The sequence below is a fragment of the Xanthobacter sp. DMC12 genome, assembly GCF_056314105.1.
This window is the reverse complement of sequence record NZ_JBQUYZ010000005.1, coordinates 1-19,015: the sequence shown is the minus strand read 5'-3', so window position 1 is coordinate 19,015 and position 19,015 is coordinate 1. Positions and strand designations below refer to the sequence as shown.

At 68.6% G+C, this 19,015-nt stretch carries 21 protein-coding genes; 8 read left to right on the top strand and 13 right to left on the bottom strand.

Annotated features, from left to right (window positions below; translation table 11 throughout):
- Nucleotides 1-10 precede the first annotated feature (10 nt).
- The gene (locus tag ACT535_RS17945) at nt 11-412 is read left to right on the top strand and encodes a hypothetical protein (RefSeq protein WP_476365480.1); all 402 of its coding nucleotides are present in this window, start codon (nt 11-13) and stop codon (nt 410-412) included.
- Between the two features lie 108 nt (nt 413-520).
- On the opposite strand, the gene ACT535_RS17940 is transcribed toward ACT535_RS17945, so the two are convergent.
- The 5 genes from ACT535_RS17940 to meaB form a co-directional block, all read right to left on the bottom strand.
- Complete coding sequence (locus ACT535_RS17940; protein WP_476365479.1) at nt 521-1,303, bottom strand: enoyl-CoA hydratase-related protein; 783 nt, start codon at nt 1,301-1,303, stop codon at nt 521-523.
- A gap of 462 nt (nt 1,304-1,765) precedes the next feature.
- Nucleotides 1,766-2,581 (bottom strand): TIGR02186 family protein, encoded by an 816-nt coding sequence (locus ACT535_RS17935; protein ID WP_476365478.1) that lies wholly within the window; start codon nt 2,579-2,581, stop codon nt 1,766-1,768.
- A complete protein-coding gene (locus ACT535_RS17930) occupies nt 2,578-3,504 on the bottom strand; it encodes a sulfite exporter TauE/SafE family protein (RefSeq protein WP_476365477.1) in 927 nt (308 codons plus the stop codon). Before ACT535_RS17930 ends, ACT535_RS17935 begins: the two co-directional genes overlap by 4 nt.
- Nucleotides 3,505-3,572: 68 nt before the next feature.
- Nucleotides 3,573-4,217 carry a pyroglutamyl-peptidase I gene (locus tag ACT535_RS17925; RefSeq protein WP_476365476.1) on the bottom strand — a complete coding sequence of 215 codons (645 nt, stop codon included), beginning with the start codon at nt 4,215-4,217 and terminating at the stop codon, nt 3,573-3,575.
- 3 nt (nt 4,218-4,220) lie between these two features.
- Nucleotides 4,221-5,207: a methylmalonyl Co-A mutase-associated GTPase MeaB gene (gene meaB / locus ACT535_RS17920; protein ID WP_168457650.1), complete on the bottom strand. Its 987-nt coding sequence runs from the start codon at nt 5,205-5,207 to the stop codon at nt 4,221-4,223.
- 92 nt (nt 5,208-5,299) lie between these two features.
- On the opposite strand from meaB, the gene ACT535_RS17915 reads away from it, so the two are divergent.
- Nucleotides 5,300-5,506, top strand: coding sequence for a CsbD family protein (locus tag ACT535_RS17915; protein WP_168457651.1), 207 nt, complete (start codon nt 5,300-5,302; stop codon nt 5,504-5,506).
- A 64-nt stretch (nt 5,507-5,570) separates the two neighbouring features.
- On the opposite strand, the gene folK is transcribed toward ACT535_RS17915, so the two are convergent.
- From folK to ACT535_RS17895, 4 genes are all read right to left on the bottom strand, one after another.
- A complete protein-coding gene (gene folK, locus ACT535_RS17910; protein ID WP_476365475.1) occupies nt 5,571-6,068 on the bottom strand; it encodes a 2-amino-4-hydroxy-6-hydroxymethyldihydropteridine diphosphokinase in 498 nt (165 codons plus the stop codon).
- A complete protein-coding gene (gene folP, locus ACT535_RS17905) occupies nt 6,065-6,901 on the bottom strand; it encodes a dihydropteroate synthase (RefSeq protein WP_476365474.1) in 837 nt (278 codons plus the stop codon). The genes folK and folP overlap by 4 nt, the downstream gene beginning before the upstream one ends.
- 151 nt (nt 6,902-7,052) lie before the next feature.
- A complete protein-coding gene (msrA, locus tag ACT535_RS17900) occupies nt 7,053-7,709 on the bottom strand; it encodes a peptide-methionine (S)-S-oxide reductase MsrA (RefSeq protein ID WP_476365473.1) in 657 nt (218 codons plus the stop codon).
- Between the two features lie 139 nt (nt 7,710-7,848).
- A complete protein-coding gene (locus ACT535_RS17895; protein ID WP_476365472.1) occupies nt 7,849-8,163 on the bottom strand; it encodes a hypothetical protein in 315 nt (104 codons plus the stop codon).
- Between the two features lie 252 nt (nt 8,164-8,415).
- Here ACT535_RS17895 and ssuD (ACT535_RS17890) point away from each other — a divergent pair, with 252 nt between their 5' ends.
- The 4 genes from ssuD (ACT535_RS17890) to ACT535_RS17875 are packed head-to-tail and all read left to right on the top strand — an operon-like array spanning nt 8,416 to nt 12,280.
- Nucleotides 8,416-9,588, top strand: coding sequence for an FMNH2-dependent alkanesulfonate monooxygenase (ssuD, locus tag ACT535_RS17890; RefSeq protein ID WP_476365471.1), 1,173 nt, complete (start codon nt 8,416-8,418; stop codon nt 9,586-9,588).
- A 20-nt stretch (nt 9,589-9,608) separates the two neighbouring features.
- Complete coding sequence (locus ACT535_RS17885; RefSeq protein WP_476365470.1) at nt 9,609-10,622, top strand: ABC transporter substrate-binding protein; 1,014 nt, start codon at nt 9,609-9,611, stop codon at nt 10,620-10,622.
- 10 nt (nt 10,623-10,632) lie between these two features.
- Nucleotides 10,633-11,454, top strand: coding sequence for an ABC transporter ATP-binding protein (locus ACT535_RS17880; RefSeq protein ID WP_476365469.1), 822 nt, complete (start codon nt 10,633-10,635; stop codon nt 11,452-11,454).
- Nucleotides 11,447-12,280, top strand: a complete 834-nt coding sequence (locus ACT535_RS17875; protein ID WP_476365468.1) for an ABC transporter permease — start codon at nt 11,447-11,449, stop codon at nt 12,278-12,280. The genes ACT535_RS17880 and ACT535_RS17875 overlap by 8 nt, the downstream gene beginning before the upstream one ends.
- A gap of 64 nt (nt 12,281-12,344) precedes the next feature.
- Here the strand turns inward: ACT535_RS17875 and ACT535_RS17870 are convergent, their stop codons facing one another.
- From ACT535_RS17870 to ACT535_RS17855, 4 genes are read right to left on the bottom strand one after another with little or no spacing between them, the layout of a single operon-like run.
- Nucleotides 12,345-13,160, bottom strand: a complete 816-nt coding sequence (locus ACT535_RS17870) for an ATP-binding cassette domain-containing protein (RefSeq protein WP_476365467.1) — start codon at nt 13,158-13,160, stop codon at nt 12,345-12,347.
- Nucleotides 13,160-14,041: an aliphatic sulfonate ABC transporter permease SsuC gene (gene ssuC, locus ACT535_RS17865; protein ID WP_476365466.1), complete on the bottom strand. Its 882-nt coding sequence runs from the start codon at nt 14,039-14,041 to the stop codon at nt 13,160-13,162. Before ssuC ends, ACT535_RS17870 begins: the two co-directional genes overlap by 1 nt.
- Nucleotides 14,042-14,062: 21 nt before the next feature.
- Nucleotides 14,063-15,022: a sulfonate ABC transporter substrate-binding protein gene (locus ACT535_RS17860; protein WP_476365465.1), complete on the bottom strand. Its 960-nt coding sequence runs from the start codon at nt 15,020-15,022 to the stop codon at nt 14,063-14,065.
- Between the two features lie 26 nt (nt 15,023-15,048).
- Nucleotides 15,049-15,609, bottom strand: coding sequence for a flavin reductase family protein (locus tag ACT535_RS17855; RefSeq protein WP_476365464.1), 561 nt, complete (start codon nt 15,607-15,609; stop codon nt 15,049-15,051).
- Nucleotides 15,610-15,829: 220 nt separating this feature from the next.
- On the opposite strand from ACT535_RS17855, the gene ssuD (ACT535_RS17850) reads away from it, so the two are divergent.
- Together ssuD (ACT535_RS17850) and ACT535_RS17845 are read left to right on the top strand one after the other, a co-directional pair.
- Nucleotides 15,830-17,053 carry an FMNH2-dependent alkanesulfonate monooxygenase gene (ssuD, locus tag ACT535_RS17850; RefSeq protein ID WP_476365463.1) on the top strand — a complete coding sequence of 408 codons (1,224 nt, stop codon included), beginning with the start codon at nt 15,830-15,832 and terminating at the stop codon, nt 17,051-17,053.
- Nucleotides 17,054-17,080: 27 nt separating this feature from the next.
- Nucleotides 17,081-18,565 carry an FAD/NAD(P)-binding protein gene (locus ACT535_RS17845; RefSeq protein ID WP_476365462.1) on the top strand — a complete coding sequence of 495 codons (1,485 nt, stop codon included), beginning with the start codon at nt 17,081-17,083 and terminating at the stop codon, nt 18,563-18,565.
- The last annotated feature ends 450 nt before the right edge of the window (nt 18,566-19,015 follow it).

Below are 19,015 nucleotides of genomic sequence, written 5' to 3'. Positions count from 1 at the left end.
GGCCTGCACCATGCGTGCACGTACTGCCATCCTCGCCTTGACGTTCGTTGCCGCCTTCGCCGTGCCTGCCTTTGCGCAGAGCACCACGGCCCCCACCACGACCAAGCCCGCCGCGCCCGCGGCGACCACCACACCCGCCACGACGGCGCCCGCCACCGCACCTGCGACCACTGCGCCAGCGGCCGCAACGCCGGCCAAGCCGGCGGCGACCGCTCCCGCTGCGACAGGAGCGGGGACGGCAGCCAAGCCGGGCGCGCAGCCCTCGCCCGCGAAGACGGCGCAGCATCAGCGTCAGGAAGCCTGCGGCGCCGAATGGCGCGCGGCGAAGGCTGCGGGGAAGATTCCCGCCGGCCAGACCTGGCCGAAATACTGGAGCGCCTGCAATACGCGCCTCAAGGCCCAGGGAAAGTGACCCGACCGGCCTTCTGGGCGCGTCCCGCTTGAGCGGTTTAGGTCAGCGCCGCTCCATGTACCACACCGACCGGCTCTCGCGCGCCGGCCGGTGTGCTCGCTTGTTAGGTCAGCTGCCGCTGAACCGCGGCGCCCGCTTCTCGGCGAAGGCCAGGCGACCCTCGCGATAATCGGCGCTGGCGTTGGCGAGGGCGGTGGCGCGCTTCGCCTCGCCGGTCAGGGGCTGGCTGCCGCTCTCCGCCGCCCGGATGGCGAGCTTCGCGGCCTTGAGAGTCAGCGGCGCGTTCTCGGCAATGCGGTGGAGCGTGCGCTCGGCCAGCGCCTCCACCTCGGCCGGCGGAGCGATGAGGTCGACCGCGCCGATCCCGTACGCCCGCTCGGCGGGAAGGCGATCAGCGGTGAAGAACAATTGCCGCGCCCCCTGGCTGCCGAAGGCGCGCAGCACCCGTCCGAGGCCGCGCGGATCGTAGCCGAGGCCGAGGCGCGCGGCGGGAATGGCGAAGAAGGCATCATCGGCGGCGATGCGCATGTCGCAGCTCGCCGCCAGCGCCGCCCCTGCGCCCACGCAGGCCCCGCGGATGAGGGCGACGGACGGGAAGGCAAGGTTTTCGATGGCGGAGCAGGCCTGCTCAACCAGATCGTCGTAGCTCTGCGCGCCGGAGGCGTCCGAACGGGCGCTGTCGAAATCGGAGATGTCCGCACCACCGGAGAAGGCGAGATCGCCGGCCCCCTTGAGCACGGCGACGCGGATATCGGTGCGTCGGCCGGCCTCCTGGGCGAAGGCGGAGAGTGCACGCCACATGGTGCTGGAGATGGCGTTGCGGCGCTCCGGATTGGTCAGCGCGAGGCGTGCGATGCCGCCCTCGACGGTGATGGCGATGCTACCGGCCAAGGTCGTCTCCCTGCTCCCGCCGAGCTCCTTCCGGGGCGCGGCTCCTCACCGTCCGGCGATCGCCGGTGGATGAGACGTTCCTAGAGCACGGGTCGATCCGATTGCAACGTCGTCGGGCGGGGCGCGATCCGGGGGAGGGGACCGCCGCAGCGTTGGCGGGACGCGCTCAACGGTAAGGGGTTCCGGGGCGGCGCGCTGGGCGCCACCCCGTCCCCTACGGGCGCCGGTCAGGGCTTGGCACCCGAAGGAGGCCCTCCGGGCTGCGCTTAGGAACCGCAAATGCCCTTTGGAAGGTAATATATTAATTCAATCGACCGTTGCCCCTGTGTGGACGCGGATCAAAGCAGATTCAAGGAAAAAATGTCCGAATAGTCGTGATTTTTGACGTTGGTACTCGCATCCGTCTGTTGATCTTGATGCGGGTTGCATCCCGAAGCGCATCGGATGCCCTCTCTGCTCATCTCATTCCTTGCGGAACAATATGTTGGCGATGAAGCCGACAATCAGACTGCCTAGCGCAACGGCCAGTCCATATAGCAACGCATCGTTGAGGGCGAACTCTGCTACGCGTTGCTCGAAGCCGATCTTCCGCACGTCGAAGCTGGCCTGTTCCGTAGCGGTAATAAGCCCGTTGCGGACGAGCTTGACCTCGATCTGGTACTGCCCGATGGGCGCTGCGCCCGGAATGCGGACCTCGGCGCGGAACACGCGCGGGGCGAGGAAGGTGACGCCTGCGGGCTTCTCCTCATAAAGCCCCTGCGCCGATTGCAGCCGGAGGAAGGCGGCGCGGAACGGGTCGGTGGGCACCACGTCGGCAAAATCGCCGCCCACGCGCTGGACGAAGATGTTGCGGGCAAGGCCGATCTGTTCTCGCCGGAGGGTGGCGAGGCTCGCCATCTCATCGGTCGGCCGGTTGGACAGGACGGTGAGGAAGGCCGGCACGCCGATGAAGGTCCGGCTGTCCGTATTGATCCACAGGCCGAGCACCTGGGCCTTTCTCCAGGTGGTGAAATCCTCCCGCGGACCGCGCACGGTCACGACCACGTCCGGCGCGTCGTCGATCGGGGCGCCATCGGTGGCCTCGGCCACGCCGAACACCACAAGTTCGGCGCCGGTGAAGCTGGAGGAGATGCTCACCTCCTGCTGCGAGACCGACAACACCAGCCGGTCGGCGCGGGCCGGAGCGGCGGCGAGGCTCGCCAGCAGCGCAAGCGTGAGGAGGATAGGCCGAGAGAGCGGAGAAGGTCGCGCGCAGGCGCGGGGGCGGACGGTGCTCATCGCACCGTCTCCACCATGGTGACGGCGAATGTATCGCCCGGCGCCGTCACCAGCTCGGCACCGACGCGCAATGCCACCGACAGCACCAGCAGGCCGAGGAGGAGCCGCAGGTTTTCCGCCTTCAGCGTCTGCCCCGTCCGGGCGCCGAACTGGGCGCCGACGGTGCCGCCGATCATCATCACCAGCGCCAGCACGGCATCCACGGTGCCGTTGGCGACGGCGTGCAGCACGGTTGCGGCCGCCATGGTGACGAGGGTGAGCACAAGAGAGGTGCCGACCGAGGTCTGGGTCGGCACCCTGAGCAGATAGATCAGCGCCGGCACGAGGATGAAGCCGCCGCCGACGCCCAGCACCGCGCCGAGCAGGCCGATGACATAGCCGATGGCGATGACCGGCAGGGCCGAGATGTAGATGCGCGAGCGGCGGAAGCGCATCTTCAGCGGCAGCCGCATGAAGAGGGGCCGGGTGCCGGGACGGCGCACCGGGCGGGGGGCGCCGGAGCGTTCCCGCAGGATGGCACGCACGCTCTCCACCAGCATCAGGGAGCCGATGGCGCCGAGCAGAAGCATGTAGGAGAGGCGGATGGCGAGGTCCACCTGCCCGATTGAGCGCAGCCAGAGGAAGAGCAGAACGCCGGAGAGAGTGCCGACCAAGCCGCCGGAGAGCAGCACCCACGCGAGCGTCCCATCCACCATGCCCTTGCGCCAATAGGACAGGGCACCGGACAGGGACGAGGCCGCCATGTAGGGCGAGACGCTGGCCACGGCGACCGCCGGAGGGACGCCGGTGAAGATGAGCAGCGGCGTCATCAGGAAGCCGCCGCCCACGCCGAACATGCCGGAGATGAAGCCCACCGCAAGGCCCATCGCGAGGATCGTGAAGACGGCGACGGGCAGCTCGGCGATGGGCAGGTAGATCGTCACGGGCCGGCTTTCGGTACGTGGGGATGGGCGAGCCTATAGCGGTTCGTATCCAAAGGCGAAAGCTGTAGCTATCCCATCGACTTAGAGGCATCGGCCGGACGACGCGCGTCGGCGGCGAGGGCAAGGAGGATGTGAGACATGCCTTGCCCCATCCGCAGGCGCGAGACTCCTGCCGGCCGGCCATCGCGCCGCGGCAGGTGGACGAACAGCACTGGCCGCGGGCGTCCGCTCTGCCGCGTCGCCCAGACGAGGGCATGGAAATAGCTGGCATTGCACAGATATCGCCCGGCATCGCGGGAGGGCACGGCGGCGATGCCCGCCCGGCGCAGGGCGTGGGCCAGCGGACCGGCCGGGACGTGCGATCGCAGCAAAGACGGTCCGTCAGCCGCAAGCCGGCGTGCCGGGGGATGGCGCCGGGCGGCATCGGGGGCGGCGCGCGCGGCGTTGACGGCCAGCATCTCGATGGACACGCGGCGGCGGCGCGCCGCGACGCCGAAGAGCAGCACGGCGTCCGGATCGAACGCAGCGAGGCGGGCATCGAGCCGCGCCAGCGCATCCCATCGGGTGGGCAGGATGTCCAGCGCGATCTCGATGCCGCTGAGGGCCGGACGGCGCAGGCGCAGGAGATCCGCCGCGAGCTGTTGCGAGGGGTTCACCGGTACACCCGGAAACGGGCCGAAAGCGCAGATGAGGATGCGCAGCGGCCGGTCCATCGCCTAAAGCCCGATGAGCCCGGCGATCTCGGCCGCCGCGAGGGCGGGGGAGAGAGCGCCCTCGGCGACTTCCCGCTCCAGCGCCGGCAGCCGGGCCTTGACGCCGGGATCGTGGGCGACCTTCTCGGCGAGGCGCTCGTTCAGCAGCGTCCACATCCAGCGCACCTGCTGGGCGCGGCGGGTGGCGGCGAAGGTGCCGGCCGCCTCGCACTTCTGCCGGTGCAGGATGACCTGTTCCCACACGCCCGGAATGCCGTCGCCGGTCAGCGCGGAATAGGTGAGCACGGGCGGCGACCAGTGGGCCTCCCGTGCGCCGAGGAGGTGCAGCGCGGCCCGGTATTCACCGGCGGCCGCCCGGGCGCGGTTGATGTTGTCGCCGTCGGCCTTGTTCACGGCGACGATGTCGGCCAGTTCCAGGACGCCCTTCTTGATGCCTTGCAACTCGTCGCCCGCGCCGGGCAGCATGAGCACGAGGAAGGTGTCGGTGAGATCGGCCACCGCCGTCTCCGACTGGCCGACGCCCACCGTTTCCACCAGCACCACGTCGAAGCCGGCGGCCTCGCACAGAAGCATGGTTTCGCGCGTCTTGGCGGCGATGCCGCCCAGTGTGCCGCCGGACGGGGAGGGGCGGATGAAGGCGGCGGGATCCACCGACAGGCGGGCCATGCGCGTCTTGTCGCCGAGGATGGAACCGCCGGTGCGGGTGGAGGAGGGGTCCACCGCCAGCACCGCCACCTTGTGGCCGAGCCCCGTCAGGTAGGTGCCCAGCGCGTCGATGGTGGTGGACTTGCCCACCCCCGGCACGCCGGTGATGCCGATGCGATAGGCGTTGCCGGTTCTCGGCAGCAGCGACTGGAGCAGCGTCTGGGCGCGGCGGCGATGATCCGAGCGGCGGGATTCCACAAGGGTGATGGCCCGGGCCAGCGCTGCCCTCTCCCCCTTCGCGACGCCTGCGGCCAGCTTCTCGTCGTCATGTACCGCGGCCGTCATCAATCCTCCCCCGTTACGCAAAACTTAGCGGAACTCCCGCTCAAGCGTGAACGTTCTTGTCGCATCTTTCCACTCATACGGAGGACGAGCCGATGAATTGGGATCGCATCGAAGGCAACTGGAAGCAGTTCACGGGCAATCTGAAGGCCCAGTGGGGCAAGCTGACCGACGACGACCTCACCGAGATCAACGGGAACCGCGAGGTTCTCGAAGGCAAGCTGCAGGAACGCTACGGCTATGCGAAGGACGAGGTGAAGCGCCAGGTCGATACCTGGTCCACCAACATCCGGACCATGTGAGCCGAACGCTCCTGCAAGGACGGGCCTCGCGCCCCGGCCCCGCGTCTCACGGCGCGGGGCATTTTCATGCGTGGGGCACGTTTTCTGGGTGGCGGGTAATGCCGCTCTGGTCCAGCTTCGCCAGCGCCTCCGCTGCACGCACGCCGCCGACCACGATGTCGGGCGCGATCTCGGTGAGCGGCACGAGCGCGAAGGCGCGTTCCATGAGGCGGGGATGGGGGATTTCCAGATCCTCCTCCCGCACGGTCTCATCGCCGAACAGCAGAATGTCGATGTCGATGCGGCGCGGTCCGAAGCGGACCTCGTTGGGGCGGTCGCGCCCCAGCATGCGCTCCACCTCCAGCCCCAGCGCGAGCAGGCTTCTCGCCCCGATGGGGCTGTCCACCTCCACCACCTGGTTCAGATAAGGCCCCTGCGGCACCGGCCCCCAGGGCGGTGTCTCGTAATAGGAGGAACTGCGGCGCAGGGTGAGACCGGCGCGGCACAGGGTGGCGAGCGCCTGCGCCATGGTCTGTTCGCGATCACCGACATTGGAGCCGAGGCAGAGATAGGCAATCGTCATGATGCGTCCCGGATCGCCTCGGCGACGCGCGCGGCCTGCACGTGGGCCGCCACGTCGTGGACCCGGATGATCTCAACCCCATCCATGATGGCGATGACGTTGGAGGCGATGGTGCCCGGCACCCGCTCCTGCGGCGTCGTCTGGATCACCTTGCCGATCAGAGACTTGCGCGACGTGCCGAGGAGGATCGGCAGGCCGAGCACGCGCAGCTCCGGCAGGCGCCGGATCGCGGCGAGGTTCTGCGGGAAGCTCTTGCCGAAGCCGATGCCGGGATCGAGCACGAGCTTCTCGCGCTTCACGCCCGCGCGGTCGGCGATCTCCAGCACCCGCTCGAAGAAGCCCAGCATCTCCGAGACGATATCGAGGGTCTCATCCACCTCGTCGCGATTGTGCATCACCACCGCCGCGGCGTCGTGATCGGCCACCACCTTGGCCATGTCGGGATCGCGGGTGAAGCCCCACACGTCGTTGACGATGCTCGCCCCTGCCTCCAGGGCGCGGCGGGCCACCTCAGCCTTGTAGGTATCCACCGAGACCGGCACCCCCATCTCCGCCACGAGGGCGGGAATGACCGGGGCGATGCGGGCCCATTCGTCTTCTGCCGCCACCGGCGTATGGCCCGGGCGCGTCGATTCGCCGCCCACGTCGAGAATTTCGGCGCCTTCGGCGACGAGGCGCCGGGCATTTGAGAGCGCATCCTCCGGCGCGGCGCTGCGGCCGCCGTCCGAAAAGGAATCGGGCGTCACATTGAGGATGCCCATGATGAGGGTGCGCGGCCCCAGGTGGAGGGTGTGGTCGCGCGCGAGGAGGGTACGGGGCGGAGCAGCGGGCATGATGGGGACCAGATGAGAGGCGCCCACTCAAGCCCGCCGCGTGTCGATTTGGCAAGGCGGCGCATCAGCGCCGCCAATTTGTCGAAGGCCGGCGCATCAGCGCCGTCAAACGGGACGATGCCCGGCGCATCCGCGCCGCTTCGCGTTTGTCCTACTGCGCGGCGACGCCGGTGCCGATGGGACAGGAGACGCCAGTGCCGCCGAGGCCGCAATAGCCGTCGGGGTTCTTCGCGAGATACTGCTGGTGATAGCCCTCGGCGAAATAAAACGGCCCGAGTTCGGCGATCTCGGTGGTGATGGCGGGGAAGCCCCGCGCCTTCAGCGCCGGCCCATAGGCCGCCTTCGCCGCCTCCGCCTCCGCCCGCTGCTCGGGGCTCGTGACATAGATGCCGGAACGGTATTGCGTTCCCACATCATTGCCCTGCCGCATGCCCTGGGTCGGGTCGTGGCTCTCGAAGAACAGCTTGAGCAGGTCGCCATAGGAGACGACGGCCGGGTCGTACACCACCAGCACCCCTTCGGTGTGGCCGGTGCTGCCGGAGCACACCTCCTCATAGGTCGGGTTCGGCGTATGGCCGGCGACATAGCCGACCGCCGTCGCCCACACGCCGTCCTGCTGCCAGAACTTGCGCTCGGCGCCCCAGAAGCAGCCGAGAGCGAACACGGCGGTCTCGAAGCCCTCCGGATACGGGCCCTTCAAGGCATGGCCGTTGACGTAGTGAACTTCGGCGGTGGGAATGGTGGTGGCACGGCCGGGCAGGGCCTCGGCGGCGGTGGGCAGGTCGAGGGACTTCTTCAGCCAGAACATGGCAGGCTCCTCGTCTCGCGGCCGGAGGGCATCGGACCCTGGGGCCACGGCATGGTGTTGGGTGGGGCAGGGGAAAACCCGCTGGATCCCCAATATGGGGACGCGGCCGCGCTTGTGCGAGGGGGGCGGGCCAGGCCGCTCAGCCGATCTCGAAGCGCGAGCGCTCCCGCACCCGGCCAAGGCCCATCAGGATCAGCCCGACAAGCAGGAGCAGCGCGAAGGCCGGCATGGAGAGGAGGGGCAGCAGAACGGTGTTCCACACCGCCGGAATCCCGGTCTTGGCCGAAGTCTCTGCCCGCTCCAGGCTGCCCGGCGCCAAGGCGAACCAGGCATCCCCGGCCGAGGTGAAGGTGAGGCCGGAGGCCGCAATGGAGCGTGTGCCGTCCACGATGAGCGCGACGAAGCCGCCCGCGAGCAGCCAGAATCCGGTGAAGCGAAGCAGGAAGCGGATCATGGGGCGGCGCGCGGCTCCTTGGGGCGAAGGCTCAACGGCCCCCATTTAGGCAGGATCGCACGCAAATGCACGTCGGCACGTCGCGCATCAAGCATCGCGACCAAGAGCCCTTCGGTTCGCATTCGAGGCGCCACGACGCATGCGCACGCTGGAATTCACATCCGAAAATTGAGTTTGTCCATATATACAATAAAATCCGTTGACATTATCGAATAATGTACGCAACCTTAATGGGGAATAACGGAGTCCCCGATGAGCGCGTCCCAGTCATCTGCCACCCCTCCGGACCTGTTCTGGTTCATCCCCACCCATGGGGATGGCTCCTATCTCGGCTCGGAGACGCAGCAGCGGCCGCCGGAATTCGCCTATTTCCGCGAGGTCGCGCAGGCGGTGGACCGACTCGGCTTCAAGGGCGTGCTGCTTCCCACCGGGCAGAGTTGCGAGGACAGCTGGATCACCGCCGCGGGCCTCGCCACGGCCACCGAGCGCCTGAAATTCCTCGTGGCGCTACGGCCGGGCGTCACCTCGCCGGCTTTTGCCGCGCGGCAAGCGGCGGCCCTCGACCGCCTCAGCGACGGACGGCTGCTGCTCAACGTGGTGGTGGGCGGACATCCCGCCGAGCTGGGCGCCGACGGCATCTTCCTTGAGCATGACGAGCGCTACGCCCAGGCGCATGAGTTCCTGACCATCTGGCGCGATCTCGTCGCCGGAAGGACGGTGGATTTCGAGGGCAAGTACTATCGTGTCGCCCACGGCCGGCTCGATTTCCCGGTGGTGCAGAAGCCGCACCCGCCCTTGTGGTTCGGCGGCTCTTCCGAGGCCGGCCACGAGGTCGCGGCCGAGCATGTCACCACCTATCTCTCCTGGGGCGAGCCACCCCACATCCTGAAGGACAAGCTCGCCGACGTTCAGACCCGCGCCGCGAAGCGCGGCCGCAAGCTGAAGTTCGGCCTGCGCATCCACTTCATCGTGCGCGAGACCGAGGCGGAAGCCTGGGCCGCCGCCGACCGGCTGATCTCCCGCATCTCCGACGAGCAGATCGAGAACGCGCAGAAGCGCTTCAAGGTGGAGATGGATTCCGTCGGCCAGGCGCGCATGGCCGCGCTCCAGCCGGGCGATCGCAACAAGCTCGAGATCGCGCCGAACCTGTGGGCCGGCATCGGCCTCGTGCGCCGCGGCGCCGGCACCGCGCTGGTGGGCGACCCGAAGAGCGTCGCCGCGCGCATTCGCGAGTATCAGGAGATCGGCATCGAGACCTTCATCGGCTCGGGCTATCCGCACCTGGAAGAAGCCTACCGGGTGGCCGAGCTGCTGTTCCCCGAACTCGGCATCGACGGGCGCCGCCGCAAGGTGTCCGACAACATCGTCAACGAATTCGCCGTGGGCTCCCACAGCGCGGAGCGGCGCCTCGCCGCCGTTTCCTGAGCATTCGAGAGGTCTTCGAGATGAAAACCCGTCGCGCCGTCCTCGGCCTTGCCGCCGCTCTCGCCCTTGCGCCCGTTTTGGCCACCGCTCCCGCCCACGCGGAGGGCGTGCTGCGCATCGCCCAGCAGTTCGGCACGCTCTACACGCCCTTCCATGTGATGAAGGAGCAGGGGCTGGTCGAGAAGCACGGCAAGGCGCTCGGCATCGACATCAAGGTGGACTGGATCCAGCTCTCCGGCGGCTCGGCGGTGAACGATGCGCTGCTCGCCGGCAACATCGATATCGCCTCCGCCGGCATCGGGCCCTTCCTGACCCTGTGGGACAAGACCCGTGGCACCTCCAACGAGGTGAAGATCGTCGGCGCCTTCGGCGCGCAGCCTAACTACCTGCTCACCAACAATCCCAACGTGAAGTCCATCAAGGACTTCACCGAGAAGGACAAGATCGCCATGCCGGTGGCTGGCGTGTCGGTGCAGGCGCGCATCCTCCAACTCGCGGCCGAGCAGACCTTCGGGCCGGGCAATGCCAAGAAGCTCGACGCGCTGATGGTGACGCTGCCGCACCCGGACGCCACCGCGGCCCTTCTCTCCGGCTCCACCGAGATCACCGGCTATCTCTCCAACGCTCCCTTCCAGAATCACGCCCTGAAGGATCCGAAGATCCACAAGGTCTTCTCCTCCTACGAGATCTTCGGCGGCCCGGTGACGCCCACGGTGGCCTATGCCACCGTCAAGTTCCGGCAGGACAATCCGAAGACCTACAAGGCCTTCCTCGAAGCCTTCGAGGAAGCAACCAAATGGGTTGAGCAGCACAAGAAAGAGGCGGCGGACATCTATGTGAAGGTCGAGAAGTCGAAGCTCGATCCCGCCTTCGTCGCCGAGGTGCTGAGCGATCCGGACACGCAATATACGCTGGTGCCGCTGGGCACGCTGAAGTTCGCGGATTTCATGAACCGCATCGGCGCCATCAAGGCGAAGCCGACCAGCTTCAAGGACTTCACCTTCGAGGATCTGCATTCCGCGTCGGGCAGCTGAGGGGGATGCGATGACCATTCACGCCCTCGCTTCCGCTGCCATGGCGCCCCTCACCCACACCGCGCCGCCCGTGCTGGAGGCGCGTGGCCTGACGCTCGACTATGTCGGGCAGGCCGGTCGCCATCGGGCGGTGGAGGATGTGAGCTTCACCGTCCACGCGCGCGAGCGCCTCGTGCTGCTCGGCCCCTCCGGCTGTGGCAAGTCTTCGATCCTCAAGGCGCTGGCCGGCTTCCTGAAGCCCGCGGCCGGCACGGTGAGCCTGCGCGGCAATAAAGTGACCGGTCCCGGACCGGACCGCCTCGTGGTGTTCCAGGAATTCGACCAGTTGCTGCCGTGGAAGAGCATCACGGACAACGTGGCCTTCCCGCTGCGCGTCGCCCGCAAGGTGCCGCTGAAGGAAGCCCGCGAGCGGGCACGGGCGGCCCTTGCAAAGGTGGGCCTTGCGCGCGCCTTCGATGCCTATCCGCATACGCTCTCCGGCGGCATGAAGCAGCGCGCCGCCATCGCCCGCGCGCTCGCCGCCGAGCCGGACGTCTTGCTCATGGACGAGCCGTTCGCCGCCCTCGATGCCCTCACCCGCCGGACCCTTCAGGAGGACCTGCTGCGCCTCGCCGAGGAGCAGGGCTTCACGCTGGTCTTCGTCACCCACGCCATCGACGAAGCCGTGCTGATCGGCACGCGGCTGCATCTTCTGGCGGCCCATCCCGGCCGGACCATCGCCAGCTTCGACACCTCCGGCCTCGGGCTCGCCGAGCGCGGCTCCTCGGCCTTCGAGGGCGTGGTGCGGGAGGTGAGCGATCTTCTCTTCGCCGATGGAGCGCGCCATGACTGATGTTTCCTTGTCGGGCGCGCCGGGCTCCACCCTCCGCCAGACCTTCTCGCCTGCGGGGCTGTGGCGCTTCACCCTGGTGCGCCGGCTGGTGGTGCTCGCGGGCCTCGCGATCCTGTGGCAGGTGGCGGCGACGTGGCAGAACAGCCCGCTGCTCTTTCCCACCTTCACCGACACCATGTCGGCGCTGGTTGAGGCGCTGCGCCATGAAGACCTGTTCCCGGCCTCCGTTGCCTCGCTCACAGTGCTGGTGAAGGGCTATGTACTGGCGCTGGCGCTCGCCCTCGTCTTCGTCTCGGTGGCCATCGCGGTGCCTTTCGTGAAGGAGGTGCTGCTCACCCTCACGGCCATGTTCAATCCACTGCCGGCCATCGCCCTCCTGCCCCTCGCCATGCTGTGGCTGGGCCTCGGCGAGGCGAGCCTCCTGCTGGTGATGGTGCATGCGGTGCTCTGGCCCTTCGCGCTGGCGGCTCTGACGGGGTTCGAGCAGGTGCCGGAGACGCAGCGCCTCGTCGGTCGCAATTACGGGCTGAAGGGGCCGGCCTACGTGGCGCTCATCCTCATTCCCGCAGCACTCCCCTCGCTTTTGTCGGGCCTGAAGATCGCGTGGGCGTTTGCGTGGCGCACGCTGATCGCGGCCGAGCTGGTGTTCGGTGTTTCCTCCCGCTCGGGCGGCCTCGGCTGGTTCATCTATCGTAACCGCAATGAGCTGCTGACCGACCGGGTGTTCGCGGGCCTCGTCACGGTGATCCTGATTGGCCTTCTGGTGGAGGTGCTGTTCCGCCTCGTCGAGCAGCGCACGGTGCGGGCCTGGGGCCTCCAGCGCTGAAGCGATCGCCGACAACACAAAAGGGCGCCCGGCTCATCACCGGGCGCCCTTTTTGTTTGGGGGATCAGACCGCGGCGAGGATGCGCCGCTGGAGGTCGAGCGCCTCGGGTGAGGCGATGCCGCTGCGCGGGCGGGGCAGGTCCACCGGCACGTCAAGGGCGATCTCGCCCTGCCGCAGCACGACGACCCGATCCGCCAGCGCCACCGCCTCGGCCACATCATGGGTTATGAGCACTACGGTGAAGCCGTGCTCGGTCCAGATGCGCTCGGTGAGGCGGTGCATCTCAGTGCGGGTCAAGGCATCGAGGGCGCCGAACGGCTCGTCCAGCAAAAGCACGCCGGGGCGTGAGACAAGGGCGCGGGCCAGCGACACGCGCTGCTTCTGCCCGCCGGAGAGAACCGACGGCCAGTCGCGGCCGCGATCGGCGAGGCCCACATCGCGCAAGGCCGCATGGGCCTCCTCGCGCCAGTGGGGACCGCGCGCGATGCCCACGTTGGCAAGCACCCGCTGCCACGGGGCGAGGCGCGCATCCTGAAACAGCAGGCGCACCTGCGGCATCAGCCCGGTGACCGGGCTATCGCCCACCCGCACGGTGCCTGAGGTGGCGAGATCGAGCCCGCAGATGAGGCGCATCAAAGTGGTCTTGCCCCCGCCGGAGCGGCCGACCACGGCGAGGAACTGCCCGGCCGGAACGTCGAGATCCAGCCGGCGCAGCACAGGGCGGGCGCCGAAGCTCTTGGTGACGGCGGAGAGATGGATGGGCTCGCCCTTCCAGCGCGGGGTGCTCTGGCGCGGCTCGGGCGGCGTGAAGGTCGCGCGGATTTCTTCGGCGCGGACCTTCGCGGCGATGTCGGCGTCTGTCGCGGCGAAGATTTCCATCAGGCCGCTCCTTCCGCGCCGTGCTGATAGGCGGGATGCCAGGCCAGTGCCCGACGCTCGATGGCGCGGGTGAAGCTGTCGGCGAGCTTGCCGAGGAGCGCGTAGGCGAGCACGCCCAGCACCACCACGTCGGTCTGTAGGAATTCGCGGGCGTTCATGGTCATGTAGCCGATGCCCTCGGTGGAGGAGATGGTCTCGGCGACGATCAGCGTCAGCCACATGATGCCCAGCGCATAGCGCAGCCCCACCAGCACGGAAGGCAGCGCCCCCGGCAGCACGATGCGCCAGAACAAGGCGGTGCTGGAGAGGCCATACACCCGCGCCATCTCCACCAGCCCGCGATCCACCGTGCGGATGCCGTGGAAGGTGTTGAGGTAGATCGGGAAGGCGACGCCGATGGCGACGAGGAAGATCTTCGCCTCCTCATCGATGCCGAACCACAGGATCACCAGCGGGATGATGGCGAGATGCGGCACGTTGCGCAGCATCTGCATGGTGGAATCGAATGCCGTCTCGGCCGGCCGCACGATGCCGTTCAGCACCCCCAGCGCAAAGCCGATCGAGCCGCCGATGGCGAGGCCGATCAGCGCCCGGCGGGTCGAGACCGCCACATTGGCGAGGAGCGAGCCATCGCCGAGGGTCCGCCAGAAGGCGACCGCCACGTCGCTCGGCGCCGGCAGCACCCGCGAGGAGAGGAAGCCGAGGCTCGCCGCCGCCTGCCACAAAGCGAGGACGGTGAGGGGCAGTGCCCACGGCAGGAGAGCACGGCCGACCGCGGCTGCACGGACGCCGGCGAGGCGACGGACTTCCGCGGGCTCTGCGGCGACGGACGCGGCCGCCGCCGGAAGGACGGCGGCCTCACTCTGGGCGGGCGGGCTCATGTCAGGCTCCTTAGGTCCGCATCACGACTTCGGCGCGCGCAAGGCGTCGGCGATGCGGATGGGCTTGGGGATCAGGCCGAGGGCAAGAAAGGCATCCGCCACCTGCTGCTGCGCCGCCGCTACCTCGGGGGTGATCGGCTTCACGTCATACTGCTGGCGGGCGAGGGCGACCTCCAGGATGGGGGCGGGAATGCCGATGAGCGGCGAGAACTCGGCGGCGGCCGCCTTGGGGTTCGCCTTCACCCACGCGCCCACCTCGGCAACGCCCTTGAGCAGCGCGTCCACCACCTGCGGCGCCTGATCCACGAAGGATCGGGTCGAGAGATAGAACTGATAATTGGAGACGATGCCGGTGCCGTCGGCGAGCTGGCGGGCGTCGATGGTCTTTTCCGCCGCCGCCTGGAAGGGGTCCCAGATGGCCCAGGCATCCACCGACCCGCGCTCGAAGGCGGCGCGGGCGTCGGCCGGGGTGAGATAGGCGGTCTTGATGTCGGAATAGGGCACGCCCGCCTTCTCCAGCGCCTTCACGAGGAGATAATGGACGTTGGAGCCCTTGTTCAGCGCCACCGTCTTGCCCTTGAGGTCGGCGACGGTCTTGAGCGGGCTGTCCTTGGGCACGAGGATGGCTTCGCCCTGGGGGGCGGCGGGCTCGTAGCCCACATAGACGAGGGGCGCGCCGGCCGCCTGCGCGAAGATGGGCGGGGCCTCGCCGGTGTTGCCGAAGTCCACTGCGCCGGCGTTGAGCGCTTCCAGCAGCTGCGGGCCGGCCGGGAACTCGGCCCATTTCACGCTGTAGCCCAGCGGCTTCAGCAGGGGCTCCAGCAGGCCCTTGTTCTTCAGCAGGATGAGGGTGCCGTATTTCTGGTAGCCGATGCGCACCACCTTCTCCTGCGCCCGGGCCGGAGCCGCCCCCAAGGCGATGGCGCCCGCAAGGCCGGAGGCAAGGGCAGCAAAATGGCGGCGCGTGATGCCGGTGCTCATGTCTTAAGTTCCTTGGAATTGGGGGATCAGAAGGACAGGCCGCGATAGCTGCCGGCCCAGTAGAGCAGCGGCTCGGCGCTCTCGGTGATGCGGGAGGCCACCACCCGGCCGATGACGATGAGGTGGGAGTGCCGCTCGATGGCGTCTTCCAGCTCGCAGTCGAACGCGGCGAGGGCATCGGCGAGCACCGGCGCGCCGGTGGAGAGGCGGGTCCAGTCGGCGCCGTCATAGCGGGCCGGGCCCTTGAGGCCGCCCTTGCCGGCGAAGCGGTCGGCCACCGGCTCGTGATGCGGCCGCAGCACATTGATGGCGAAGGCGCGCTCCTTCAGCAGAGGCGCGACGGACGAGGTGGCGCGATTGACGCATATGAGCAGCGTCGGCGGCTCGACCGAAAGGGAGGTGACGGACGTTGCGGTGAGGCCGGTGCGCTCGTCGCCCTGGCCCACAGTGAGCACGCTCACGGCGCCGGCCAGCTTGCGCATGGCGCTCCGGAAGGCGAGGGAGGCGGCCGAAATTTCGGGGGAAGGGGCGGGAGCCGGGGCGATCTGGGCCGGCTGGCCCGGTGCGGCGGAGACGTGCGCGTTCATCGATCTGCCTTTTTCGAACGTGCGGGCGAACAGGGTCGGGCCCGCGGGTTCTGCCCCTCGGGGCATCACGTTCCGTCCCCTCCGGATCAATCCGGATGGGGTGGATCGGAGAAAACAATAGACAGGCGGATCAAAGCGGGTCAATAAATTCTATCAAGTTTATTGAATTAAAGCCGGAGGGCGTGGGCCCGACGCTCCCGGCCCCATCCGGAGCCTGTCCATGACCCTCGCCGCGTCGTCCTCTGCCGCGATTCCTGCCGCCGACCCGAGCCTGCCCGCCGCGACTGAACCCAACGTCCTGTGGTTCCTGCCCACCCATGGGGACGGCCACTATCTCGGCACGTCGCACAAGGCGCGCGAGGTCAGCCTCGGCTATCTCCGGCAGATCGCCCAGGCGGCGGACCAGCTCGGCTATTTCGGCGTGCTCATCCCGACCGGCCGCAGCTGCGAGGACAGCTGGATTGTGGCCTCCGCCCTTGCCGGCCTCACGGAGCGCCTGCGCTTTCTGGTGGCGGTGCGCCCCGGCCTGCTCTCGCCGGCGGTGGCCGCGCGCATGACGGCGACGCTCGATCGCATCTCCGGCGGCCGCGCCCTCATCAATGTCGTCACCGGCGGCGACCCGGTGGAGAACAAGGGCGACGGCTTCTTCGCCGACCATGCAGAGCGCTACGAGATCACGGCCGAGTTCCTCGACATCTACACCCGCCTTCTCAAGGGCGAGGACGTGAATTTCGAGGGCAAGCACTTCAAGGTGGAGGGTGGCAAGCTGCTCTATCCGCCGGTGCAGCAGCCCCATCCGCCGCTGTTCTTCGGCGGCTCCTCCGCGCCCGCTCATGATGTGGCGGCCCGGCAGGTGCAGAAGTATCTCACCTGGGGCGAACCCCCCGCGCAGGTGGCGGAGAAGATCAGGGACATCCGAGCCCGCGCTGCCGCGCTGGGCCGCGAGGTGACATTCGGCGTGCGCCTCCATGTGATCGTCCGCGATACGGAGGCTCAGGCCTGGGCGGCGGCGGACGACCTGATCCGCTATGTCGACGACGCGACCATCGCCGAGGCGCAGAAGGTCTTCTCCCGCATGGATTCCGAAGGCCAGCGGCGGATGAGCGCGCTGCATGGCGGCCGGCGCGACAAGCTGGAAGTCGCGCCCAACCTCTGGGCGGGCGTCGGCCTTGTGCGCGGCGGTGCCGGTACCGCCCTCGTGGGGGATCCCGAAACCGTGGCCGAGCGGCTCAAGGAATACATGGCGGTGGGCGTCGATACCTTCGTGCTCTCGGGTTATCCTCACCTGGAGGAGGCCTATCGCTTCGGTGAAAGCGTGCTGCCGCTGCTGCCGCGTGCATCCGGAACCGGTGCGCCAGGCGTTGTCACCAATCATCGCGGCCCGTTCGGCGAGATCATCGGCAATGCCATTGTGCCCGAGGCGCGCCGCGTCTCTGCCTCCTGATCGGACCGCCTCGCGAGGAGCAACGCCGTGCTGAATGCCTGGGAAGCGCAAGGCGCAGAGCCGAGCCGAGATGCGCGTGGCACCGTGGTGGTCGTTGGCGGGGGCTTCAGCGGCACCCTGTTCGCGCTGGCCGCCGCTGCCGCCCGGCTCGACGTGGTGCTGGTGGAACGGGAGGCGAAGGCGGGCCCGGGCCTTGCCTACGGCGCGTGCGATCCGTTCCACCTGCTCAATGTCCCGGTGGCGCGCATGGAGGTGGGGCTCAAGCCGAGCTTTGCCCAGTGGCTGAAGGGGAGTGGCGCCGATCTTTCCGCCGCCATCGAGGAGGCCGGGGGCGATCTTGCCCGCGCCTTCGTGCCGCGCGCCTTGTTCGGCGCCTATCTCGCCGAACGGCTGGAAACGGCGCTGGCGGCCCGAAGCGGTCGTCTGCGCCGGGTTCGCGGCGAGGTGGTGCGCGTCTCCGATCGCCCGGTGCCCAGCGTCACCCTGGCCGACGGGCGACGCATCGACGGGACCCATGTGGTGCTCGCCACGGGAAACATGCCGCCCCGTCCGCCGCGGACCCGCGACGGTGGCGTCTATGACAGCCCGCTGTTCGTGCCGGACCCTTGGCGATGGCAGGACATCGACAGCCTCTCACCGGATGCACCCGTGCTTCTCATCGGCTCGGGCCTCACCATGGTGGACGTGGCGCTGATGCTTGCGGCGCGCGGTCATCGCGGGCCGATCTGGAGCGTGTCGCGTCATGGTCTGGTCCCCCATGTCCATGCGGACGTGCCCGGCAGGCTTGGCGGCGTGGAGCCGTTCCTCGATCCGGGTGAGGCAGGCGACCCGGTAAAGGCGCTCCGCCTGATCCGCACGGCTGTCCGGCAGGCGGCAACGCGCGGCGTGCCGTGGCAGCGGGTGATGGACGCCGCACGCCCGGCCTTGGCTGCGGTCTGGGCTGGCTGGTCGCTCAAGGCGCGGGAGCGCTTCCTGCGCCATGGGCGAACCTATTGGGACATCCACCGGCACCGCATGGCGCCGCGCATTGCCGAGGCCTTCGGCGGGCTGACGCAATCCGGCCAGCTCACGGTCGTTGCCGGCCGGATCGCCAGCCTCGACCTCGTGCCGGGCGGGGTCGCGGCGACCCTGCGCCGGCGCCATTCCGGCCGCGCGCTCTCGCTCGAGGTGGCACGGGTGGTGAATTGCACGGGCCCGCGCTCCGATTTCGCAGCCCTTGCCGTGCCGCCGTTCGACGGGCTGCGGGAGGCGGGACGTATCCGGCCCGATCCGCTCGGGCTGGGGCTGGAGACCCGCGGAACAGCGCTGCTCGACCGCTACGGGCATGCCTCGACCTGGCTGCACGCCCTCGGCCCCTTGTCGCGCCCAGCCTTCTGGGAGGTGACCGCGGTGCCGGAGATCGCTGTCCAGGTGCACCAGCTGGTGCAGGAACTGACGCGTCCTGCAGCCCGCCGCCAGCGCCCCGATGCCCGGCTGATCGCGGAATTTGTCGATCTCGGCGAAGGAATTTGAGGCGGACCTGGTGGCTTCAAAGCGGGGTCGCTGGTAGAACGACGGGGTGTCGGAACCCCTGTGGGCGGCCATAACAAGCTGATTTAATTCGATTTCTCCGTCGCTAGCGGCGTCGCGGCATCCGAGTTTTCCACAGCCGGCAACAGATCGTATCGGGCTCAAAAACAAGGGTGTTGACAGGTCTGAGGGGCCCCCTTATAAGCCACATCACTGACGGGGCGCCGCCGCATGGCGGGACGGCGCTTCCCCGGAGCTCTCCTCTCCACTGTCCGTAGTGGCAGCCGGTCAAAAGCCGGGCGGAAAGGTGTTCTCTGGACCCTCCCAAGGGTGTGAGGCTCTCGCTTCGGCGAGGCAGAATTTGCCCGACAGGGCGCGCTGTTTGACATGTATGACAGAAGAAAGAGAAACGTGGACGGCGGAGTCCTTGCGGGGTCTCTTCTGGCAGCGATG